Origin of the sequence: Alistipes finegoldii DSM 17242 (assembly GCF_000265365.1) — a bacterium.
In the GTDB taxonomy this organism is placed as follows: domain Bacteria; phylum Bacteroidota; class Bacteroidia; order Bacteroidales; family Rikenellaceae; genus Alistipes; species Alistipes finegoldii.
The window spans coordinates 2,635,924-2,656,919 of record NC_018011.1; the positions used below are offsets into that span (position 1 = coordinate 2,635,924).

A 20,996-nucleotide genomic window follows, 5' to 3' on the forward strand; every position below is an offset into this window, starting at 1 on the left:
TTCAGACCCTCTTGTGCTTACTGTCTGCGGGAAGGGACGGACCGGGGGTGAAAATCCGTAATAAAAAATGACAGATCCGTTGTGAATCTGTCATTTGAAAAAAAATGTAATTTTTTTCGCCTACTTCGCATTTTCTCCCGCTTGGCGGCTGAATTCGAAGCCGATGTAGACGTTTTTGTAGTTTTCGAGCAGCGCGACGATGGTCTCCATCGACGATATTTTGCTGCCCATCGCCTTGACCATGTCGATGAGTTTGGTGACGGGGAAGACCAGCAGCAGATTAGAGCCGTCGATGTAGGCGTGCCCCGGAACCGAACCCAGATCGAGTTTGTCCTTGGCGAAGCTGAGCGTGGCGACATGCGTCGAAGCGTCGAATTCGTAGGTTCCCGAAAGTTCGTATTTGCCCATCAGGGTGGTGAATTTGCCGTCTTTGGCGAATGTGACCGTATCGGCGCCGGGTTTGATGCCGGCCATCTGGTAGCCCTTGTCGAGCTGCTGTTTGATGTTGTCCTGAAGTACCGTGCCGCCGAGCTGGCTCAGCAGGTCGTTGCCCTCGAATTTCACGCCCGGAGCGGTGTAGTTCCATGTGCCGGTGAGCGCATATTGCGTCAGCTTGCCGTCGGTGGCCTTGTCTGCGGCGGTCGTGGCGGCTTTTTTCAAGGCTTCCTTCCAGTCCTGCGCCGTGGCGGAGCTTCCGGCGAGCAGGAGCGTCGCAATCGCCAGTAAGAGATTTCTTTTCATGATCATTTCAGGTATTTCAGGGTTTCGAGTTCTTTGAGCCACACGGCCGCCGAGGCGTCCGAAGGCATGCGCCAGTCGCCGCGCGGCGAGAGCGCCGCGGAGCCGACCTTCGGGCCGTCGGGCATGGCCGAACGCTTGAACTGCTGCGAGAAGAAGCGGCGGAAGAAGACCGTCAGCCATTTGAGGATCGTTGCGCGGTCGTAACTGCCGTGGAAGGCCTGCTCGGCGAGGAACAGGATTTTAGCCGGGCCGTAGCCTGCGCGGATGAAGTTGTAGAGGAAGAAGTCGTGGAGTTCGTAGGGACCCACGAGGTCCTCGGTTTTCTGGGCGATTTTTCCCTCCTTGTCGGCCGGGAGCAGTTCGGGGCTGACCGGGGTGTCGATGACGTCGAGCAGCGTCGCGCGCGCGGCCATGTCGGATTCCGTGTCCGCGACCCATTGCACGAGGTGGCGCACCAGTGTTTTGGGCACCGAGGCGTTCACGCCGTACATCGACATCTGGTCGCCGTTGTAGGTGGCCCAGCCCAGCGCCAGCTCACTCAGGTCGCCCGTGCCGACCACCAGACCGCCCTCCATGTTGGCGACGTCCATCAGTATCTGCGTGCGCTCGCGGGCCTGACTGTTTTCATAGGCCGCCGAGCGGTCTTCGGGATCGAGTCCGATGTCGCTGAAGTGCTGCGAGCAGGCGTCGCGGATCGGAATTTCGCGGATCGTGACGCCCAGCCCGCGCATCAGTTCCAGCGCGTTGTTGTAGGTGCGGTCCGTGGTGCCGAAGCCGGGCATGGTGATGCCGATGATTCCGGCGCGGTCGAGTCCCAGCTTGTCGAACGTGCGGACCGTGACGAGCAGGGCCAGCGTCGAATCCAGTCCGCCCGAAATGCCGATTACGGCCTTTTCGCAGCGGGTGTGCACCAGCCTTTTGGCCAGCCCGTGCGACTGTATCTGGAAAATCTCCTCGCAGCGTTCGCTGCGGTGCGCTTCGTCCTGCGGCACGAACGGCATCGGGTCGATGTCGCGGTCGAGCGCCGCGGCCCGGAGCCCTTCGGGGACCTCCATTTCGATTACGGAGTTCTCCGCCGCCCCTTCGTGCATGCGGAACGAGGTGTTGCGGCGGCGTTCGAATTCCAGCCGCTGAATGTCGATATCGGCTACGACGAGCTGCTCTTCGAGCCGGAAGCGTTCCGATTCGCGGAGTATCCGGCCGTTTTCGGCGACGATGCCGTTGCCGGCGAACACCAGATCGGTGGACGATTCGCCGAAGCCTGCCGAGCAGTAGACGTATCCCGCGAGGGTGCGGGCCGACTGCTGGGCCACGAGCTGACGCAGGTAGGCGTGCTTGCCCACCGATTCGGGCGACGCCGAGAGGTTGAAGATCACCTTGGCGCCGTTGAGCGCGAGGTGCGACGAAGGCGGAATGGCGGTCCAGAGGTCCTCGCAGATTTCGACGCCGAATTCCGTGCCGTTGATCCCGAACGTGAGGTCCGCGCCGAAGTCGGCGCTCTGCTCCGCGACGGAGATCGTCTCTTCCGAGATTCCGGCGCCGGATGCGAACCAGCGGTTTTCGTAGAACTCCGTATAGTCGGGGATGTAGGTCTTGGGTACGACGCCCAGCACACGGCCCTGCGTGAAAACGACGGCGCAGTTGTAGAGTGTCGAGCCGTGGCGCAGGGGCGCGCCGGCGATGATGACCAGCGGCAGTTTGCGCGTGGCTTTTACCAGCCGCGCAAGGGCTTCGTCGGCCGCGTCGAGCAGCGCCGGCTGCAGCAGCAGGTCGGCGCAGGTGTAGGCCGTGACGGCCAGTTCGGGAAACGCGACGATCTCGACGCCCCGCTGCACGGCCTCTTCGGCCATCGCGGCGATCCGCTCGGTGTTGAAGTCGCAGTCGCCGACCCGTACGTGCGGCACCGCTGCCGCCACTTTCAGAAAACCGAAATTATCCATAGGTTTGTATGTTGTTTTGCCGCCGTCTTCGCTCCGGATCCCCGCTTTGCGGCGGGGACGGAGATGCGGCGGATTCGTCGCGGCGGCGGTCCGGACTGCCGCCGTTGCGGTCATATGTTTATTCGGCCCACAACTGTGCGAGGTTCAGGATCACCTGCTGGGCCTTGCGCATCGTGGTGAGCGAGCAGTATTCGAATTTGCCGTGGAAGTTCATGCCGCCCGTGAAGAGATTGGGGCAGGGGAGTCCCATGAACGAGAGCCGTGCGCCGTCCGTGCCGCCGCGAATCGGGCGGACGAGCGGTTTCACGCCGGCGCGCTCCATCGCTTCGAGCGCCTTGTCGATCACCTGCGGATGCGGTTCGACCATCTTGCGCATGTTGAAGTACTGGTCCTTGACGGTGAGGGTCAGCACTTCGTCGCCGTATTTCTTTTTCAGCAGATCGACGCAGGCCCACATGAAGACCTTCTTCTGTTCGAATTTGTCGGCGTCGTGGTCGCGGATGATGTAGCTGACGGAAGCCTTCTCGACCGTGCCGTTCAGTCCCACGCAGTGGTAGAATCCCTCGTACCCTTCGGTATGTTCGGGGCGCTGGCAGGCCGGAAGGAAACGCTGCAGGTCGCAGGCTACCTCGATGGCGTTGATCATCTTGTCCTTGGCGTATCCGGGGTGGACGTTGCGGCCTTGGATGTCGATTTTGGCGCTCGCGGCGTTGAAGTTCTCGTACTCCAGTTCGCCCTCCATGCCGCCGTCCACCGTGTAGGCGAAGTCGGCGCCGAAAGCCTTGACGTCGAAGAAATCCACGCCCCGGCCCACCTCCTCGTCGGGCGTGAAGCCGATGCGGATTTTGCCGTGTTTGATTTCGGGATGTGCGAGCAGGTACTCCGCGGCGGTCATGATCTCTGCCACGCCCGCCTTGTCGTCGGCGCCGAGCAGCGTCGTGCCGTCGGTGTGGATCAGCGTGTGGCCTTTGAAGAACTCCAGTTCGGGGAAGTCCGCGACCCGCATCGTGAGCTGGCCGTTCAGCGCGATGTCGCCGCCGTCGTACTCCTCGATGATGCGGGGCTTGACATCCTTGCCGCTCATGTCGGGCGACGTGTCCGCATGGGCGATGAAGCCGATCACGGGAGCGTTCTCGCAGCCCGGCGTCGCGGGGACGGTGCCCATCACGTAGCCGTATCGGTCCATCGTGACTTCGGTCATGCCGAGCGCCTGCATTTCGTCGCGCAGGGCGGCCAGCAGGACTTTCTGTTTCTCGGTCGAAGGGAACGTGCCGCTCTCCTCGGACGACTGCGTGTCGTAGGAGACGTATTTCAGGAATCTTTCTTTGAGGTCCATGATCTTAGCAGTATGGTTATTTTTATTCATTATTTTGCTCTATCATATACTCGGCATATTCATTTCCGGTATAATTTTTAGACACGATGTAATCAAATATTAAATCATCGTCGAATTCAACAGAAATAGATGCTTTTGACGCATTTCCCACATAACTTGTATAAAATGTAAAAGCTTTTGAAGAACCAGGAGAAAGTGCGTCATATGTAATATAGCCATCATCATCGGTAATCGCATTCCCATTTCTGTCTTTGTATACTATTTTATATTTGGGTTTTGGGATCGTGAATGTTGATTTATTGATGCATATCCCCTGTCCATTTGCTGAATTACCGTAATATGATGTTTCCCAACTCCAATTTTTAATGAGGACTTTTGATTTTAGTTCTGAATAAACATTCACATATTCATTGAACATCATTGCTTTTGCTATGACAAGTTTTTTAGCTATTTGTTGGTCTGTCTTGTCTGCCTTATTATCAATGCAACCTGTTTTTACAGCAAATTTGAACTCACTATTATCTTCATATCCACAGAATCCTTCGCTGTCGTAAATAATATATTTTTTTGGATCCGATGGAGACGGTTCAAGATATAATGTAATATCTCGATTAAATGATTTTCCAAATCCATTTGTAAAATTGTTTTCAATTAATACGGCTATTTTTTTGTCATTTAGTCGCTTTACTTCATTAATTTTAATATTGTCGGATTTGTAATATGATGGTAAGTTTGATGCTGCGGGATATATTTCGGTAATTATGTTGTCCTTATCATTCTTAATATAGGAAAATAATTCATTTACAGCGTTTGTTGCCAATTCTTTTCTATTTACACAGCTGGAAAAGAATAAAGAACAAATGATATAAACAAGGATTATATGAAATCTTTTCATTGTATATTCACTTAAATCATTATAAATTTGAGCAATTAAGACATCAGAGTATGGAATAAGTCCGAGTTCTTGTTATTTTATTTGTATTTATTCCTCTTCCTTTGCTTTCAGCGTGTGCCAGCCGAAGTAGCCGATCAGTGCGAGGTACATGACCAGTCCGGTCCACTCTGCGGCGTTCGACGAGGCCCATCCGCTCAGGAACCAGTCCACCTCGGCGAATTTCAGCAGGGCGCTCACCACGCCCATCAGCGCGCCGCCGGCGATGAAGCCCGACGCGATCAGCGTGCCGCGGTCGAAGCGCGCCTTGTTGAGAGCTTCGTCCTTCGAGCGGTTCGAAACGAACCACGCTACCAGACCGCCGACTACCAGCGGAGCGTTCAGCTCCATCGGGATGAACATGCCCAGTGCGAAAGCGAGTGCCGGAACGCCGATCGAGGTCAGCACCAGCGCCAGCGCCGCGCCGCAGAAGTAGAGCATCCACGGGGTCTGGCCGCCGGTCATCAGGGGCTGGATCACGGCCGCCATGGCGTTGGCCTGCGGAGCCACGAGGGCGCCCTCGCCCACGAATCCGTACGATTTGTTGAGGATGATCATCACCCCGGCCACGGTTGCCGCAGCAACGAACGTGCCGAGGAATTTCCATGCCTCCTGCTTGCGGGGCGTGGTGCCGAGCCAGTAGCCGATCTTGAGGTCGGTGATGAAGCCGCCGGCCATCGAGAGCGCCGTGCAGACCACGCCGCCGATGATCAGCGCCGCCGTCATGCCCGTCGTGCCGCTCAGTCCGACGCTTACGAGCACCAGCGACGAGAGGATGAGCGTCATCAGCGTCATGCCCGACACGGGGTTCGTGCCGACGATGGCGATGGCGTTGGCCGCCACGGTCGTGAAGAGGAACGAGATGACGAAGACGATCAGAATGGCCGTTACGGACTGTACCCAGCCGTCGAGTAGTCCGAAGTGGAAGAAGACGAAGATCGAGACGAGCGTGGCGATCAGGATCGTGAGGATGCGCTTCATCGTCAGGTCGCGCTGCGTGCGTTCGGTAGCGGCGGCTTGGGTTTTGTTGCCCCCCCCCAACTCCGAAACGGCCAGCCCTACGGCCTGACGGATGATCTTCGACTGTTTGACGATGCCGATGATGCCCGCCATGGCGATACCGCCGATGCCCAGCGGCTTGCCGATGAAGGCGAAGAGGTTCTCGGCCGTGAAAAGACGCTGCGGATCGGCCATGATGTCGGCGCGCGTTACGCCCAGCAGCGAAGCCATGGCAGCCGGGTCGATGCTGTCGGCCAGCGAACCCACCAGCGGCACGACGAGGAACCAGACCAGACACGAACCTGCGGTGATGATCATGGCGTATTTCAGACCGATGATGTAGCCCAGACCCAGCACGGCGGCCGAGGTGTTGAGCGAAAAGACGACCTTGAACTTGTCGGCGGCGACCTGTCCCCATGCGCAGATGCGCGTCGAGACCGCTTCGGTCCACATGCCGAACGTGCCGACGGCGAAATCGTAAAGACCGCCTATGAGTCCCGCCACGGCCAGCAGCTTGGCCTGATTGCCGCCCTTCTCGCCGGAGATGAGCACTTCGGTCGTAGCCGTCGCTTCGGGGAAGGGGTATTTACCGTGCATCTCCTTGACGAAGTATTTGCGGAACGGGATCAGCAGGACGATACCCAGCAGGCCGCCGAAGAGCGACGAGAGGAATACCTGATAGAATGCCGCGTCGAGTCCGAGGATGTAGAGCGCCGGGAGGGTGAAGATGGCGCCCGCGACGATTACGCCCGAACAGGCGCCGATCGACTGGATGATGACGTTCTGTCCCAGCATGTTCTTTTTACCCAGTACGTTGCCCATGCCGACGGCGATGATGGCGATCGGGATCGCCGCTTCGAATACCTGTCCGACCTTCAGGCCGAGAAATGCCGCCGCGGCCGAGAAGACGACGGCCATGACGATGCCCATCGTGACCGAATAGGGCGTCACCTCGCGGGGCGACGACGAGGCGGGCATGATGGGCGTGTACTCTTCGCCCGGTTTGAGTTCCCGGTAAGCGTTTTCGGGCAGCGATGTAAGTTGTTTTTCCTGTTCCATTTATTGAGGTTCTTTGATGTATTTGTCCAGATCCTTGAGGATGTAGTAGCGGTTGAGCGATGCGGGCGCCTTCTTCTCGTCGAGGTAGCTGTAGAGGGCGCCGATTGCGGCCGCCAGACGCAGCCGCTCGCCGTGCTCTTCGGATGCCGCGGCGAAGTCGAACAGCAGTTCGGCGAATTTTTCGAGGTCCGCGTCGCTGAATCCGTATTCGCCGACGAGGGTGGCGATGAAATCCTCTCCGGCCAGCAGCGTGTCGATGTCCAGATCCAACTGCTCGGCCAGCTCCGTTTTGGCGGTTTCCCGGATGAGTTCGGGGGCGCCCGACTTTTTGAGGAGACCGATTTTGTCCAGAAGGGCTGCGATCAGCTCTCCGATGCGGTTGATTTCACGTAAGATATAGTCTTCCATAGTTAGCGGTTGTCGCCGCTGCCCGAAATGATGTGACGCTGCATGCGCGAACGGAGCTTGTCGACGTTCATCTGCGCCACGTCGTCCAGTTCGTAGCCCAGATCGCGCGAGAGCGTGGCGCAGTACCACAATACGTCGCCGATCTCCTTGACGATTTCGAGCCGTTTCTCGTCGGAGAACTCCTCGTGTCCGTCGCGGATGACTTTCTTGACTTTGTCGGCCACCTCGCCCGCTTCGCCCGTCAGTCCGAGCGTGGGGTAGATGATGCGGCGGTTTTCGGGGTAGATCGCCGTTTCGAGCGCGTGCTGCTGATATTCGTTGAGTGTCATGAATGCTGAGAATTTGAACGTTTGGGAATAACTGTCGGACAAAAATAACAAAATAATTTAGAAATACGCACCAAAAAGCCCTTGTTCCTCACGAACAAGGGCCGAAGAATCGCGCCGCTTCCCCGGCGGCGGGGTGTTTTGCCGCCTACGGCCCGATTCGCACGAATCCGGATTCCGGACGGCGGGACGAATCGGGGAGTGCTGCGGTTATGCGCGGGGCGGTTCCGAACGCGGTCTTTCCGCTGTTGGAAATCAACGGGAACAGTCTGGCCGGATTAACGGCGGCCGCCGGCGATTATCATTTCGCGGAGCGTGGCGTTGAACGGCTCCTGCCGGAGCAGCTCCTCCAGCGTGAGGTGCATGCGGTAGCGCCAGTAATAGCGGGGCGCGGCCGGGATGTTGATGCGCTCCCTGTCCGCATGCGGACTGCGCAGGGCCGCGTCGGTCGCGAGCCAGTCCTGCAGCGGAAGTATGGCGAGCATGGCCGGGGAGCGTAGGTGCATGTCGACGATGCGGCGGCAGATCCACGGTTCGCAGGTGCGGGGAGCGTCGCCCTCCATGCCCAGCACTTCGCGGTAGAAACGTTCCGAGAGTTCGCGGTTCTCCTCCCACCATGCCCGCAGGGGATTCATGTCGTGGGTCGAGGTGGTGCAGACCGAGAAATAGGGGTAGCGCGCCGGGTCGGCGAACACCTCGCCCAGCGATTTGGGCATCCGCTGGATTTCGAGCGAAAGGATTTGCAGTGCGCGCATCGTTTCGGGAACGCTGTCGGGAATCATGCCGAGGTCCTCGCCGCAGGCCAGCATCCGCGTCGCCGAGAGGAGCACGGGGAGTTTGCGCAGGGCCGACTCCTGCCAGAACCGGTTGTGGCGGCGGTAAAAGAAGTCGTCGTGAAGCCGGTCGAAAGTGTCGCGCCGCTGCGGGTCGAGGGTGCGGTACATATAGGTCGATTGGGCCGCGATGCGGGGATGGAAAAAACCTTTGCGGCGCGGGTCCTCGATGAACAGCACGTCGTCGAGCAGCGTCATCAGCCCTTCGCGCAGGCGGCTTCGGCGCGGATCGTCGCCGGGAAAGCGCTCGGCGACCTTGCGTTGCGTCGCATAGGCGGGCAGCAGCCGGCCCTCCTTCATGCAGGTCGTGCGCACTTCGTCGGCCAGCTCGCCGAACAGTTCGCCGAGCATCCGGTCGTCGGGCGCGGGAACGGTGAAGCGTCCCCCGGCCGTATCGAAGCCCATGCCGCGCAGTTCGTCGGCGGAGTAGGGCAGGGCGGGATTGAAATAGCCCAGCAGGCCGTGAACGGCATGTACGGGAATCTCCCAGATGCGGAAGAAGCCGAGGATATGGTCGATGCGGAAAGCGTCGAAATATTCGGCCATCTTCGCCATGCGGGCCTGCCACCACGCATAGCCGTCCTGCGCCATGTGCTCCCAGTCGTAGGTCGGGAAGCCCCAGTTCTGGCCCGATGCGGAAAAGGCGTCGGGCGGTGCTCCGGCCTGCGAATCCATGTGGAAAAGCCGCGGATGAATCCATGCGTCGGCGCTCGTCCGGCTGACGCCGATCGGCAGGTCGCCCTTGAGGACGACGCCCCGGCTGCGGGCGTAGGCGCAGACCTCGGACAGTTGCGTGTGCAGGTGGTACTGCACGAAGCAGTGAAACGCGATTTCGCGGCTGTTGCGGCGGCAGTAGGCTTCGACGGCCTTTTTGTCGTAGCGGGCGTAATCGCCCCAGCGGGAGAAATCGGCGGTGCCGAACTCGTCGCGCAGGGTGCGGTAGGCGGCATACGGTAGGAGCCAACGGCTGTTGGCCTGCATGAATTCCCGGTAGTCGCGGCGGGTGGCGGTGCGACGCCCCTCTCGCTCGAACGCGCTGCGCAGCAGACGCAGTTTATGCGTATTGACCTGTTGGTAATCGACTTCGGGCAGGGCGTTCAGCCGGTCGCGCAGGCTGCGGTATTCGTCGTCCTCTTCGACGCCGGCGGCGGTCAGCCGGATGAACTGCGGGTGCAGGGCGAAGATCGAATTGGCGTTGTAGGGGTAGGAGTCTTCCCACGTGCCGTTCATCGTGGTGTCGTTGATCGGCAGCAGCTGGAGTACCCGCTGGCCCGTTGCGGCGGCCCAGTCGATCAGCAGTTTCAGGTCGTGGAATTCGCCGACGCCGAATCCGGCTTCCGAGCGGAGCGAAAAGACCGGAATCGCCGTCCCGGCTCCGCGCCACCTGCGTTCGGGGAAGCGGAGGTACGCCGCGGCTTCGACGATGTGTTCGCCTTCGCCGGGCAGGTCGTTCCATGCGCGGTTGGGACCTTCCTCCCACATGATCGGGGTCAGGGTCCTGCGGTCGGCGATCAGGAACTTGTATTCGAATCTCTGCGGCGCGTCGAGCCGGAGATCCCACTCCGGAAACCGGCTGTCGTCCATCGGAACGATCCGCTGCCACCCCTCCAGCTCCCTGCCGCTGCCTGCGACGGCCAGCACTTCGTCGGGGCGCAGGGTCGGCAGGACGACGCGCAGGGTGATGTTGCCGCCGTTTTTCTGCTGCGGCCCGCTTTCGCCGCGGCCGAATATGCCCCGCGTGAAGGCCGAGGAGTAGAAGGGCGTATCGGCGGGCATGTCGATCCAGCGGTCGCGGATGCGGAGCGTGCGGGGCGCAGGTGTGGCGGGGATGCGCAGGATGTGCGGACGCCATTCGCGGCGGATGCACACGCCCTCGCGCTCGACTTCGTAACGGTATTCTGCCGGTTGCGCCGCAGGGGCGTATCGCTCTACGGCGCAGGTCCAGACGCCGCTGTCGGCGTATTGCAGGGCGATGCGCCGCCTGCCGAGGCGGAGTACGAGCTGTTCGCCCCAGCGGGTGCGGTATTCGATGCTGAACAGGAGTGTCATGGCATTGGATTGTGGGAGGTTCTGATCGGTACTTGGGGTGTCGATTGTCTTTTTGCGGAATCAAAAATAACCAAAATAATCGAATGACGGAAATCCCCCGGCGGAGAAGCGGCGAAAAGCGAACCTCAGAGTCCTTCGATGAATCCGGTGACGGCGGCGACCAGCTCCGGAGCGACCGGAAGCGTATCGTCCGTATAGGCGGCGATCTGCTCCGTGCGCGTGGGGCCGGAGGCTTTTTTGAGCGTGTGGGTCATGCCTTCGATGATCGTTTTCCGGGACCGGGACTGGGCTTTCGCCAGTGCGTCGGCGTTGTCGGGCGTCACTTGGAAGTCGATGTCGCCGTTGACGATCAGTACGGGAACCGTCACTTTGCGAATCTCCTCGCGCGGGTCGTAGCTCAGCGACGAGATCCAGAATGTCTGTAACGGGGGTGCGAAGAGGGGCGTCAGTTCGGGCGGACACGACTCGACCCGTTCGCCGCGTTTCAGGGCGGCGGTGATGGCACGGGCCTGCATCAGCAGCTCCATGTGTGTCGGGGCGAGTTGTGCGGCCAGCTGAAGCTGGAGTATTTCGTCGAGCGGATAGCCGGCGCCCGCCAACGAAATCACGGCATCGACTTCGGGGCATTGTTGCGCCGCGCAGAAGGCGATCAGCGCCCCCTCGCTGTGGCCGATCAGCACGATGCGGCGGAAATCCTGCCGGGAGAGGTACTCGGCCCATGCCGCAGCGTCGCCGATGAAGTCGTCGAGCGTGGCGTCGGCCATTTTGTCCGGGTCGTCGAATTTGCTCGATCCGATGCCCCGTTTGTCGTAGCGGAGCGTGGCGATACCCGCTTTTTCAAGCTCCTGCGCCAGATAGAGGTAGTTGTTCGTGTTGCCGTTGCGGGGTGTGGGACCTGATCCCGCGATGAGGACCGCCACGGTTTCGGCGCCTTCGTCAGGCGTGAGCAGCGTGCCGTAGAGGGTTCCGAAATTGCGTTCGAGCGAAACGCTTTTCTCGCCGGCGGCGGCATTGGCCGCGGCCAGCAGCAGAAGTGCGGACAGCAATCGTTTCATGGCATTATTATTTAGGCGGTTCTCGTTCGTCGGTGTGGTTCTGTCCGGGGTAAAGGCGCTTTTTGTCGGCGCGGCGCCCCTCTTCGCTCCGGGCTCTCCCTTGTTCCGGGTCCTGTCTCGCTCCGGGTCCTGTCTCGCTCCGGGGCCTCCTTCTGCTTCGGGCCCCTCCTCGTTCCGGCGTTGTGCGGCGGAACGGTCCTGTAAGGCGGGGCGACTCTGTGCGCGGGAGGGCCTGCCGGGCGATGTTACAGCTCTTCGAGCGCCTTTTCCAGCCCGATGCCGCGTGAACCCTTGACCAGCACGAAGGCGTTCTCGACCGGACGGCGGCGCAGTTCGGCGATCAGCTCCTCGCGCGAGGGGAAGAGGGCGGTGTTGGCGGGCTGCGGCTCCATGCCGGCGCAGGCGCGGGCGAATTCTCCGCCCACGAGCATCAGTTCAGCGTCCGGATTCCGGGCTGCGAGGGCGACGATGTCGCGGTGCTCCTGCTCCGACCATGCGCCCAGTTCGAGCATGTCGCCCAGAATCAGCACGCGGCGGCTTCTGCCGCCGGCCGGCTCGGCGAGGAAGTTGAGGACCGAAGCGCGCATGCTCGACGGGTTGGCGTTGTAGCAATCCACGATCAGCGTGTTGCGCTCCGTTTCGGTCCGCTGCGAACGGTTGTTGTCGGGCATATAGCTGCCGACGGCGTGGCGGATGCGTTCGCCGTCGATGTCGAAATAGCGTCCTACGGCCACGGCCGCCGCGATGTTGAAGCGGTTGTAGTCTCCTTCCAGATGGTGCGCGATGCCGTCGGCCAGTGTTACGGAGTAGTATTCCGCAGCCAGCCCGTCGCGCTCCGCGGCCATGTTGGTCAGCGTTTGGTCTTCGCGCGGGACGAAGGCGCGGCCGCCGTTCGCGGCCAGATAGTCCAGCAGCTCGCCCTTGCCGCGGCGAATGCCCTCCGGGCCGCCGAATCCTTCGAGGTGCGCGCGGCCGATGTTGGTCAGGATGCCGTAGTTGGGTTCGGCGATAGACGCCAGCAGGGCGATTTCGCCGCAGGCGCTGGCGCCCATTTCGACCACGCCGAATTCGGTGTCGCGGGTCATGGCGAGCAGCGTCAGCGGCACGCCGATGTGGTTGTTGAGATTGCCGTGCGTGGCATAGACTTCGAAGCGTTCGGCCAGCACGCGGCTCACCAGCTCCTTGGTCGTGGTCTTGCCGTTGCTGCCCGAAATGGCCAGAATCGGAATCGCCAGTTCGCGGCGGTATTCGCGCGCCAGCTCCTGAAGGGCTTCGAGCGTATCGCCGACGAGTACCGTGCGGTCGCCGCTGACGGCCGCAGGATCGTCCACGACGGCGTATGCGGCGCCTTTGGAGAGTGCGTCGGCGGCGAAGCGGTTGCCGTCGAAGGTCGCCCCGTGCAGGGCGAAGAAGACGGACCCCGGCTCGATGCGGCGCGTGTCGGTCGAGATGCGGGGGTGCCGCCGGAAAATATCGTACAGTTCGGACATATGGATGCCGTATATGCGGGCTGCCGGCCCGGATGCGTCAGATGTGTTTGTCTCCGTTGTGGAATTTGACTTCGTCGATGAATTTCTTGATGTTCTGCTCCTCGGAGCGGGGGCAGATCATCAGCACGTCGTCGGTATCCACGACGATATACTCCTTCAGGCCGCTGATGACGGCCACCTTGTCCTTGGGCAGCGAAACGATGCTGCTGCGCGTGTCGTAAAGGTAGCACCCCTGCTCAGGCACGGCGTTGGCGTAGCGGTCCTTGCGCGAATGCTGGTAGACCGAGCCCCACGTGCCTACGTCGCTCCAGCCGAAATCGCCGCAGCGGACGTATACGTTGTCGGCCTTCTCCATGATGCCGTAGTCGATCGAAATGGCGCGGCACTCCGAGAAGACGATTTCGACGGTGGTTTTCTCGGCGTCGGTGCCCAGCGCCTTCATCACGCCGCTGAACATGGCGTGGTGTTCGGGCAGGTGTTTCCGGAACGCTTCGACGATGGTCTGCACTTTCCAGATGAAGATGCCCGAATTCCAGAAGAATTCGCCCGTCTGCAGGAAGGTCTGCGCCAGTTCGAGGTTCGGTTTCTCGGTGAAGCACTTGACCTTGCTGATGACGTTGGTGTCCGAAACCTGAATGTAGCCGTAACCCGTATCGGGACGTGTCGGTTTGATGCCGACGGTCAGCAGGGCGTCGTGTTTGTCGGCGAATTCGAGACACTCGCCGATGATCTGGCGGAAGTCCTCTTCGTTGAGAATCAGGTGGTCGGCCGGGGTGACGATCATCTCCGCATCGGGATTCTGTTTCATCAGCGTGTAGGCCGCATAGGCGATGCAGGGGGCCGTATTGCGGCCGATCGGTTCGCAGAGCACCTGCCGTTCGCCGATTTCGGGGATGTGTTCGAGTACGAGGTCCTTGTATTTATGGTTGGTCACGACGAGAAAGTTCTCGGCGGGGACGATTTTTGCAAAGCGTTCGTAAGTGTGGCGGATAAACGATTTTCCCGTTCCCAGTATGTCGAGGAACTGTTTGGGCATCGACTGCCTGCTCTTGGGCCAGAAGCGCGAACCGATGCCGCCGGCCATGATGACACAATATTTGTTGCTTGCCATAAGTTATAATATGGAATTAAGTGAGACAAAGATAAAAATATTTTGTAACTTTGCCGCCTATTGCTGGAATAAATATTTTTAGGTTCCCGATGAAAATAAAACTGTTCACCATACCCAATCTGCTGACCCTCTCAAGCCTGCTCTGCGGCTCGTTTGCGGCGGTTTCGGCGTTGGTTTACCACGATCTGGAGCTGACTTTCTGGCTCACCGTCGCCGCGGGCGTCTTCGACTATTGCGACGGCTTCGCCGCCCGGCTGCTGAAGTGTCCCTCGGCCATCGGCGTCCAGCTGGATTCGCTCTCCGACATGGTTTCGTTCGGATTCGTTCCGGCTTCGGTGCTTTTCGTGCTGTGGAACGACGCGCTTGCGGCCGATGCCGAACCGTGGATGCGCTACGGCGGCAGCGTGCTCTGCTTCGTGGTGGCGGCCTTTTCGGCGCTGCGGCTGGCCAAGTTCAATATCGACGAAACGCAGCACACCGAATTCTGCGGCCTGCCCACTCCGGCCAATGCGCTGTTCTTCGCTGCACTGGGCTGGATGAACGCCGAGACGGGCTTCAGTCTGGGCGTCTGGGTGCTCCTGCTGATGCCGGTCATGTCGTGGCTGCTCATATCGCCGGTGAGAATGTTCGCTTTCAAGTTCCGGAGTTTTTCTTTTAAAGGCAACGAGATCCGCTATCTCTTTATTGCGCTGTCCGTTGTCCTGTTGGTCGCCTTGGGTGTTCGGGCCGTCCCGGTTATCATTCTGCTTTATATCGTCGTTTCGGCGGTAAACTGGATCGTGACGCTAAAGAGCCGTGATTCAGCGGCTTGCCCGGAGGAATAATTTTATATCTAAATTTTTTTAATTACCTTTGCCGCGGATTCCCGTTCTATGTCGAGATTGACGAAAAGAATATTGCTGACAGCTTTGCTCGGTCTGTTCCTGACAGCGCCCGGCGTCGTCCGTTCGCAGGGTTTCGACGCCAAGACGCTGATGCGTGCGCAGCAGCGCGGGCAGACCGGCAGCCTCTACGGCAACAATCCGTTCGAACAGCCTGCGGAAGAGGGCGAGGAGGGCGAACAGCAGCCGCAGGATACGACCAAGAAGGAGCGCAAGATCCGCAAGCCGCTCGAATCCTATTTTTTCAGCGATTCGGTCCGCTCGCTGAACAATTTCCGCTGGAACGTCAGGCGCGACTACAACCGCGTTGAGATCGGACCGCTGGACACGACGCTGACCGACTGGCGCATCGACTATCCGTTCTACCGCGAAGAGGTGGGCGACATCGCGCAGGGCGCTCTCGGACAGGCTTCGCTGCCTATGAACTATTTCCGGCGGCCCCAGAACTTCGACTTCGGTTTCGCGAGTCCCTACTATGCCTACACGTACGATATGGAGAACGTGCCCTTCTACAATACGAAGAAGCCGATCATCCGCATGACCTACCTCGAATCGGGACAGAAGCGTTTCCGCGAGGAGAACTTCAACATCATGCACGCGCAGAACGTCTCGCCGACGACGGGATTCAACGTCGATTACAAGGCGCGGGGAACGCGCGGCCAGTATATTTGGTCCCGCACCAAGAACCACAACCTCGCGGTGGCGTTCAACCATACGGGCAAACGCTATTCGGTGCATGCGGCCTATTACAACAACCACATCGAGCAGCAGGAAAACGGCGGCGTGGTCGGCACGTGGGCCATTGCCGATACGACGTTCCAGATGCCGTCGGGCGTGCCGATGAAGCTGGCCGACGCCGAGGCGCAGAATACCTACCGCAACAACGCCTTCTTCGTCACCCAGTCGTATGCGCTTCCGCTGCAGCGGGTGACGGACAACGATTTTTCGCTGGCCGACCTTTCGGCGGTATTCATAGGCCATTCGTTCGAGTACAGCTCGTGGAGCAAGGTCTATACGGATATAAAGGCTGGCTATACGAACGAGCGGGGCGAGCGGGACCCGGAGACGGGCGAATTCAAGCCTACGGAGGGGATTTACTACAAGGACTGGTTCATCAATCCCCGCGATACGCGCGACTCGATTTACGAGCGCGTTATCTCGAACCGCTTCTTCGTTCAGGCGCAGCCTTGGGACCGCAACGGCGTGGTAGGCACGATTGATGCCGGCATAGGCATCGACATGCATACCTACTCGCAGTTCGAAATGCGTGATTTCCTGACGGGAAAGTATACGAAGGTCAACAAGACCAGCTATTTCGCATACGGCTCCGTCGGAGGCAAGATAAAAAAATATGTCGATTGGGATGCGAACCTCAAGTTCTACCCGTCGGGATACAGAGGCGGAGACCTCACCTTGGGCGCCCATCTGGCGCTGACGGGGTATCTCCGCGGACACCCCCTGATTCTCGAAGGTCGGTTCACGATGGACCGCCGCTCGCCCAACTACTGGCAGGAGAATCTCTTCTCGAACCATTATATATGGTCCACTCCTTTAGGCAAGGAGAATGAAACTCGGTTCGAGGTGAAGTTTTCGATTCCCGATTTCGCGTTTGAAGCGGGAGCATGGCAGGGCGTCGTCAGCGACAAGATCTATTACGACGCAGACAGCCAGATTACCCAGCAGGGTGGAAACGTAAGCCTCACGAGTGTGTACGCTCGCAAAGATTTCCGCTTAGGCGGACTTCATTTGGACAACAGGGTATTGTTGCAGTGGAGTACGAATCAAGAAGTTGCACCCGTTCCGCTTTTGAGCGCCTTCCTTTCGTATTATTACGAATTCTGGGTCGTGCGCGACGTACTGCGCCTGCAGATCGGTTTGGACGGACGTTATAATACGCGTTATTATGCGCCCGGTTACAATCCCGCACTGTCGGCGTTTTACAACCAGCGCGAGGTCGAGGTGGGGAATTATCCCTACGTGGACGCTTTCGTCATGGGTAAGTGGAAGAGAATGCGGATATTCCTGAAATATCAGCATGTGAACAAGGGACTGTTCGGTAACGGAGAATATTTCTCGGCGGCTAACTATCCGCTGAATCCGGGCATGTTCAAAATCGGTATCTCATGGGGTTTCTATGATTAGCGTATTGTTCTGCGCGGTGTGAACTGCCCGCAAAACAACCTTTTATGTTAAAAAAGACAGTTTTAACGTTTGCGTTCTTAACAATTCTTACGACATTTTACGGCTTTAACGCCAAGTTCAGCACACCCGTGACGGACGACATGCTGAACGAAGAGGCCGATTTCGGCAATTCGCTGCTCAGCGACGGCGATTACGTGATTTCGGCCTACGACAACATCATTCGCAACATCAGCGAAAAAGAGGGCCACGACTGGCGCCTGATGAGCGCCATCGCGTATCACGAGTCGCGTTTTACGCCCGATATCACCTCGCGCAGCGGAGCCAAGGGACTGATGCAGATCATGCCTTCGGTAGCGCGTCAGTTCGACGTTCCGGCAGGCGATATAGCCAATCCAGAGACCAACATATGGCTGGCCAACAAGCTGATGTCGAAAATAAAGAGTACGCTCCGTTTTCCTGCGGAAACTTCGGACAAGGACCGGATGAGCATAATACTGGCCTGCTACAACAGCGGTATAGGCCATGTGAACGATGCCCGGCGTCTGGCGCGTGTCAACGGGGAGGATCCCAATTCGTGGGAGGTGGTAGCCCGGTACCTGCAGCTCAAGGCGCAGCCCGAATACTACGAGAACGAAGTGGTCAAGTGCGGCCGTTTCACCGGCAGCCGGCAGACGCTGGCTTACGTGAACGACGTGATAGGCCGTTATGACAAATATTGCCGGGTCGCCGTGAGGTGATTTCCGCCCGGCGGAACGTAAGCCAGAGTGCGATAACGAAGCGGCAGAACCATCGGTTCTGCCGCTTTTGTTTTTTGTTCTGAGAGGGGCGGCGAAGGAGTGGGAACAGCAGCGAGCGATTGAGACTGCGGTGAGGGATTGGAGACTGCGGTGGGGGAGGCAGCGGCGCGGAACTGGGACCTGAGTGCCCGTAATGAAAAAGGATGGGACGCCGACGCGTCCCATCCTTTTTCGTTGTGTTTTCCGGTTTTAACGCTCCCGGCTTAATAAACCCATTCGAAGTCGTCGACGTACATCGTGTTCGTCGTGCAGCCGACCATGAAGTCGCCGTAGGCGCTGGTCGAGCAGGAGATGACGATGCTGTATTTGCCCGTGGGACGGGCCTGCGTGTCGTAGAAATCGAGCGGCAGCGTGATTTCGGTCATCCGGTCGCCGGCGGTCGAACGGTCGATGAACAGCGAACCGCAGGCGATGATCTTGCCCTCGTCCGTTGCCGTGGTTTCCGTCGGGTCCCAAGTGCCGGTCGGGGCGCCCCTTCCCGAAGCTACCCGGTGACGGGCATTCCAGTCTACGATTGCCACGAAGATCCGGGCCTTGTCCTGATCGCCCTTGCCGATCGGCGCTCCGCTGTGTTTTGTCTGATTGACGATGCCGACCGTCGCATGGTATTTTACTTTCATGCCGGAGGGGCGTGCCGTCCATGTGTAGGGCTGCCCGAATTCCACGACGCCGGTCGTCAGACCGTCTTTGTAGAAGATGCCGGACATCAGGTTGCCCGCGGCCAGTCCCACGATCGGGGGAGCCGAGGCTTTCAGCAGGGCGCAGCGGCTGCCGCCCATTCCGTCGAAAGCGGCCGATGTGCAGAGTTCCTCAGCGAAGCCGTTGTTGCCGCTGGCCCAGAATTCCGCATTCTGATTCTCTTGTGTGAAGCACGAAAGCCCCGGATTTTCCATGTTGCCGTCGGGTATGACGTCGCCCGCGGGGACGGTGTATTCGGACGTTTCGGTCGCTTCTCCGTTGACGAGCAGCCGCAACTCGTAGGTCTGACCCGCATAGACGCCCTTGGTCCGCACCAGACGTTTGACGGGGAGCCCGGCGGCGTTGGTCGAGTTCGTCCATTCGGGGGTGACAGCGGCCGTGAAGAGTCCGGTTTCGTCCCGCTCGCCCTTTTGCGTCGCCTGCCACTCGTCGGTGCCTTTCACACGGTATTGGATCACAGCATTGGGATACTCCTCTTCCGTTACCATGGCGGTTATGACGCCCGTGTTGTTCCAGAGATCGGTTTCGCGGAATGCTACTTTCAGGTCGGTATGCTCGACATGGAGCGTCCAGCGTTCGGTCGTTCCGTGATAGGTCGCATCGACGAAACGCATCGTTTCGAAGCCCGAAGCCGAAAGTTCTTCCGCCGTGGGAGAGTAGGTCGTGATGTCGGCAGGACCCAGTTTGAGCCGGGTGACTGTAATGTCGCCGAGGTTCGTCCCCTTGGCCACATAGGCCGTCGCCGTACGTTTCTGGGCGTCTATTACCGTCGCGCCGATCTGGCCTGCGACCGTAAAGGCGCGCTCGATCGGCTGTTCGGCCACGATCGTCCATTCGTAATCCTGATAGAGCGAGAGAGTGACGTACAGCGGCGAACGCAGGTCGAATTCTCCGCTGAGGGGCCGCGACGTTTTGATCTGGCCGATGAAAGACTCCGTGTCGGTCATCATCGGATTGGAGGTCGCGACGTCGAACGTAACCTTGTCGATGCCGACTTTGCGTATGTCGGTTTTCTCATCCAGCGTAAGCGCCACGGTGCGGTTGGCGATGCTGATGCCCGACACGGTGAAGCCGCTGCCTTCGACGCCCGCGATCCTGAGTTCGACGACGGGATAAGGCACGTCGTTGTCGATGCACGAAGCGGCTAAAAGAAGCGCTGCTGCCGAGAAGAGTATGCGGAAATATTTCATGTCTTACTGCTTTTTCTTGTCCCACAAATGGATCGTCATGCCGAAATTGATGGCTGCGATGTTGAGCCGGAAGCGCATGTTCGAAGCCTTGCGCGAACCGACCTTGTTGCCGTCGGCATCCTTCTGGGTGACGGAATTGTACTGTATGCCACCCAGCCCGAACGAAAGCGTCGCGCAGACGTTGGGGAAGATGTAGACGGCCGCTCCCGGATTAAACGAAAGTTTTACCTGCGTATTGTCACTGTAGGTACGATTGGGGTTGCCGCCCTCCTTGCGGTCGGGGTCGTACAGGAAGTTCGAAGTACCCGTAGAGAGGGCCAGTTCGAATTCGGCGAAGAGTCCGAAACGCCCCTTGGGATCGAGTCCGGCGTACGAACGGTGGAAGATGCCGAACGAGTAGTTGTCGCTCGAAAGGTCGATATAGGGGAGCTGCCCCGAAAGGTCGTTGCCCTCGCCGGCATCGAAATAGGTGTTGTCGAGCGTGCCGCTCATGTGGCGGTAACCGAAACGCACGCCGATGCAGTTGTTGTCGCGGTAGAAATAGCCGACAAAGGGTTTGACCGTAGCAACCGTACCGTCCGCGTTGATGTTGTCGAGGATGAGCATGATGTTCGTATCGTCGCTTGACAGGGTGCCGTACGATGCCGTCAGCCCCATCATCACTTCGCCTTTGTAGGCGAATTTGAGTTTGTTGATTTCGCGGTCGATGCGTTTGCGCGTCGGCAGAAAGCGCTGTTCCTTGGGCCGTTTCTGCTTTTCGGCGGCGATGGGCGACGGTGCGGGCGTCGCAAAGGCGTCTGCGGTCAGCTGATTTCCGGATGTCTGTTCCGCGGCGGGCATTGCTGTCCGTTCCGCAGGGGCTGCGGCGGATTCGGCCGTGACCGAAGGCGTTTCAGCGTCGGCAGCGGTTTCGGACTGCTGCATTGCGGGACGGGCTTGTTCTGTCTCCGCTGCGGCGCCGAGCGTAATGAATACCGAGAAGATGGAAAGTATGATTCGTTTCATGTGC

Annotated in this window: 16 protein-coding genes; 3 read left to right on the plus strand and 13 right to left on the minus strand. The window is 59.3% G+C overall.

Features of this window, described 5'->3' with window-relative positions; genetic code table 11:
- Nucleotides 1-120: 120 nt before the first annotated feature.
- The 11 genes from ALFI_RS11480 to ALFI_RS11530 all read right to left on the minus strand — a co-directional run bounded on the left by ALFI_RS11480 (nucleotide 121) and on the right by ALFI_RS11530 (nucleotide 14,278).
- Nucleotides 121-747, minus strand: coding sequence for a DUF4923 family protein (locus ALFI_RS11480; protein ID WP_014775940.1), 627 nt, complete (start codon nucleotides 745-747; stop codon nucleotides 121-123).
- Nucleotides 744-2,681 carry an NAD(+) synthase gene (locus ALFI_RS11485; protein WP_208854093.1) on the minus strand — a complete coding sequence of 646 codons (1,938 nt, stop codon included), beginning with the start codon at nucleotides 2,679-2,681 and terminating at the stop codon, nucleotides 744-746. Before ALFI_RS11485 ends, ALFI_RS11480 begins: the two co-directional genes overlap by 4 nt.
- Before the next feature lie 118 nt (nucleotides 2,682-2,799).
- The gene (pepT, locus tag ALFI_RS11490) at nucleotides 2,800-4,017 is read right to left on the minus strand and encodes a peptidase T (RefSeq protein WP_042493629.1); all 1,218 of its coding nucleotides are present in this window, start codon (nucleotides 4,015-4,017) and stop codon (nucleotides 2,800-2,802) included.
- Nucleotides 4,018-4,039: 22 nt separating this feature from the next.
- Complete coding sequence (locus tag ALFI_RS11495; protein ID WP_014775943.1) at nucleotides 4,040-4,912, minus strand: hypothetical protein; 873 nt, start codon at nucleotides 4,910-4,912, stop codon at nucleotides 4,040-4,042.
- Between the two features lie 87 nt (nucleotides 4,913-4,999).
- Nucleotides 5,000-7,006: an OPT family oligopeptide transporter gene (locus tag ALFI_RS11500; RefSeq protein ID WP_014775944.1), complete on the minus strand. Its 2,007-nt coding sequence runs from the start codon at nucleotides 7,004-7,006 to the stop codon at nucleotides 5,000-5,002.
- The gene (locus tag ALFI_RS11505; RefSeq protein WP_014775945.1) at nucleotides 7,007-7,414 is read right to left on the minus strand and encodes a hypothetical protein; all 408 of its coding nucleotides are present in this window, start codon (nucleotides 7,412-7,414) and stop codon (nucleotides 7,007-7,009) included.
- A gap of 2 nt (nucleotides 7,415-7,416) precedes the next feature.
- Nucleotides 7,417-7,743: a nucleoside triphosphate pyrophosphohydrolase family protein gene (locus ALFI_RS11510; protein ID WP_009597369.1), complete on the minus strand. Its 327-nt coding sequence runs from the start codon at nucleotides 7,741-7,743 to the stop codon at nucleotides 7,417-7,419.
- Nucleotides 7,744-8,018: 275 nt separating this feature from the next.
- Complete coding sequence (locus ALFI_RS11515; RefSeq protein WP_014775946.1) at nucleotides 8,019-10,622, minus strand: 4-alpha-glucanotransferase; 2,604 nt, start codon at nucleotides 10,620-10,622, stop codon at nucleotides 8,019-8,021.
- Between the two features lie 125 nt (nucleotides 10,623-10,747).
- Entirely contained in the window at nucleotides 10,748-11,677 is a 930-nt protein-coding gene (locus ALFI_RS11520; RefSeq protein WP_014775947.1) for an alpha/beta hydrolase, read from the minus strand.
- Nucleotides 11,678-11,922: 245 nt separating this feature from the next.
- A complete protein-coding gene (locus tag ALFI_RS11525) occupies nucleotides 11,923-13,167 on the minus strand; it encodes a UDP-N-acetylmuramoyl-tripeptide--D-alanyl-D-alanine ligase (protein ID WP_014775948.1) in 1,245 nt (414 codons plus the stop codon).
- A 37-nt stretch (nucleotides 13,168-13,204) separates the two neighbouring features.
- Nucleotides 13,205-14,278 (minus strand): mannose-1-phosphate guanylyltransferase, encoded by a 1,074-nt coding sequence (locus ALFI_RS11530; RefSeq protein WP_014775949.1) that lies wholly within the window; start codon nucleotides 14,276-14,278, stop codon nucleotides 13,205-13,207.
- Between the two features lie 89 nt (nucleotides 14,279-14,367).
- On the opposite strand from ALFI_RS11530, the gene ALFI_RS11535 reads away from it, so the two are divergent.
- The 3 genes from ALFI_RS11535 (at nucleotide 14,368) to ALFI_RS11545 (ending at nucleotide 18,038) form a co-directional block, all read left to right on the plus strand.
- Nucleotides 14,368-15,102 carry a CDP-alcohol phosphatidyltransferase family protein gene (locus tag ALFI_RS11535; protein WP_042493634.1) on the plus strand — a complete coding sequence of 245 codons (735 nt, stop codon included), beginning with the start codon at nucleotides 14,368-14,370 and terminating at the stop codon, nucleotides 15,100-15,102.
- A 72-nt stretch (nucleotides 15,103-15,174) separates the two neighbouring features.
- Nucleotides 15,175-17,301 carry a putative porin gene (locus ALFI_RS11540; protein ID WP_338141096.1) on the plus strand — a complete coding sequence of 709 codons (2,127 nt, stop codon included), beginning with the start codon at nucleotides 15,175-15,177 and terminating at the stop codon, nucleotides 17,299-17,301.
- A 44-nt stretch (nucleotides 17,302-17,345) separates the two neighbouring features.
- The gene (locus ALFI_RS11545) at nucleotides 17,346-18,038 is read left to right on the plus strand and encodes a transglycosylase SLT domain-containing protein (RefSeq protein WP_009596086.1); all 693 of its coding nucleotides are present in this window, start codon (nucleotides 17,346-17,348) and stop codon (nucleotides 18,036-18,038) included.
- 263 nt (nucleotides 18,039-18,301) lie between these two features.
- On the opposite strand, the gene ALFI_RS11550 is transcribed toward ALFI_RS11545, so the two are convergent.
- Nucleotides 18,302-19,987, minus strand: a complete 1,686-nt coding sequence (locus ALFI_RS11550) for a PCMD domain-containing protein (protein WP_014775952.1) — start codon at nucleotides 19,985-19,987, stop codon at nucleotides 18,302-18,304.
- A 3-nt stretch (nucleotides 19,988-19,990) separates the two neighbouring features.
- A complete protein-coding gene (locus ALFI_RS11555) occupies nucleotides 19,991-20,992 on the minus strand; it encodes a hypothetical protein (protein WP_014775953.1) in 1,002 nt (333 codons plus the stop codon).
- Between the last annotated feature and the right edge of the window lie 4 nt (nucleotides 20,993-20,996).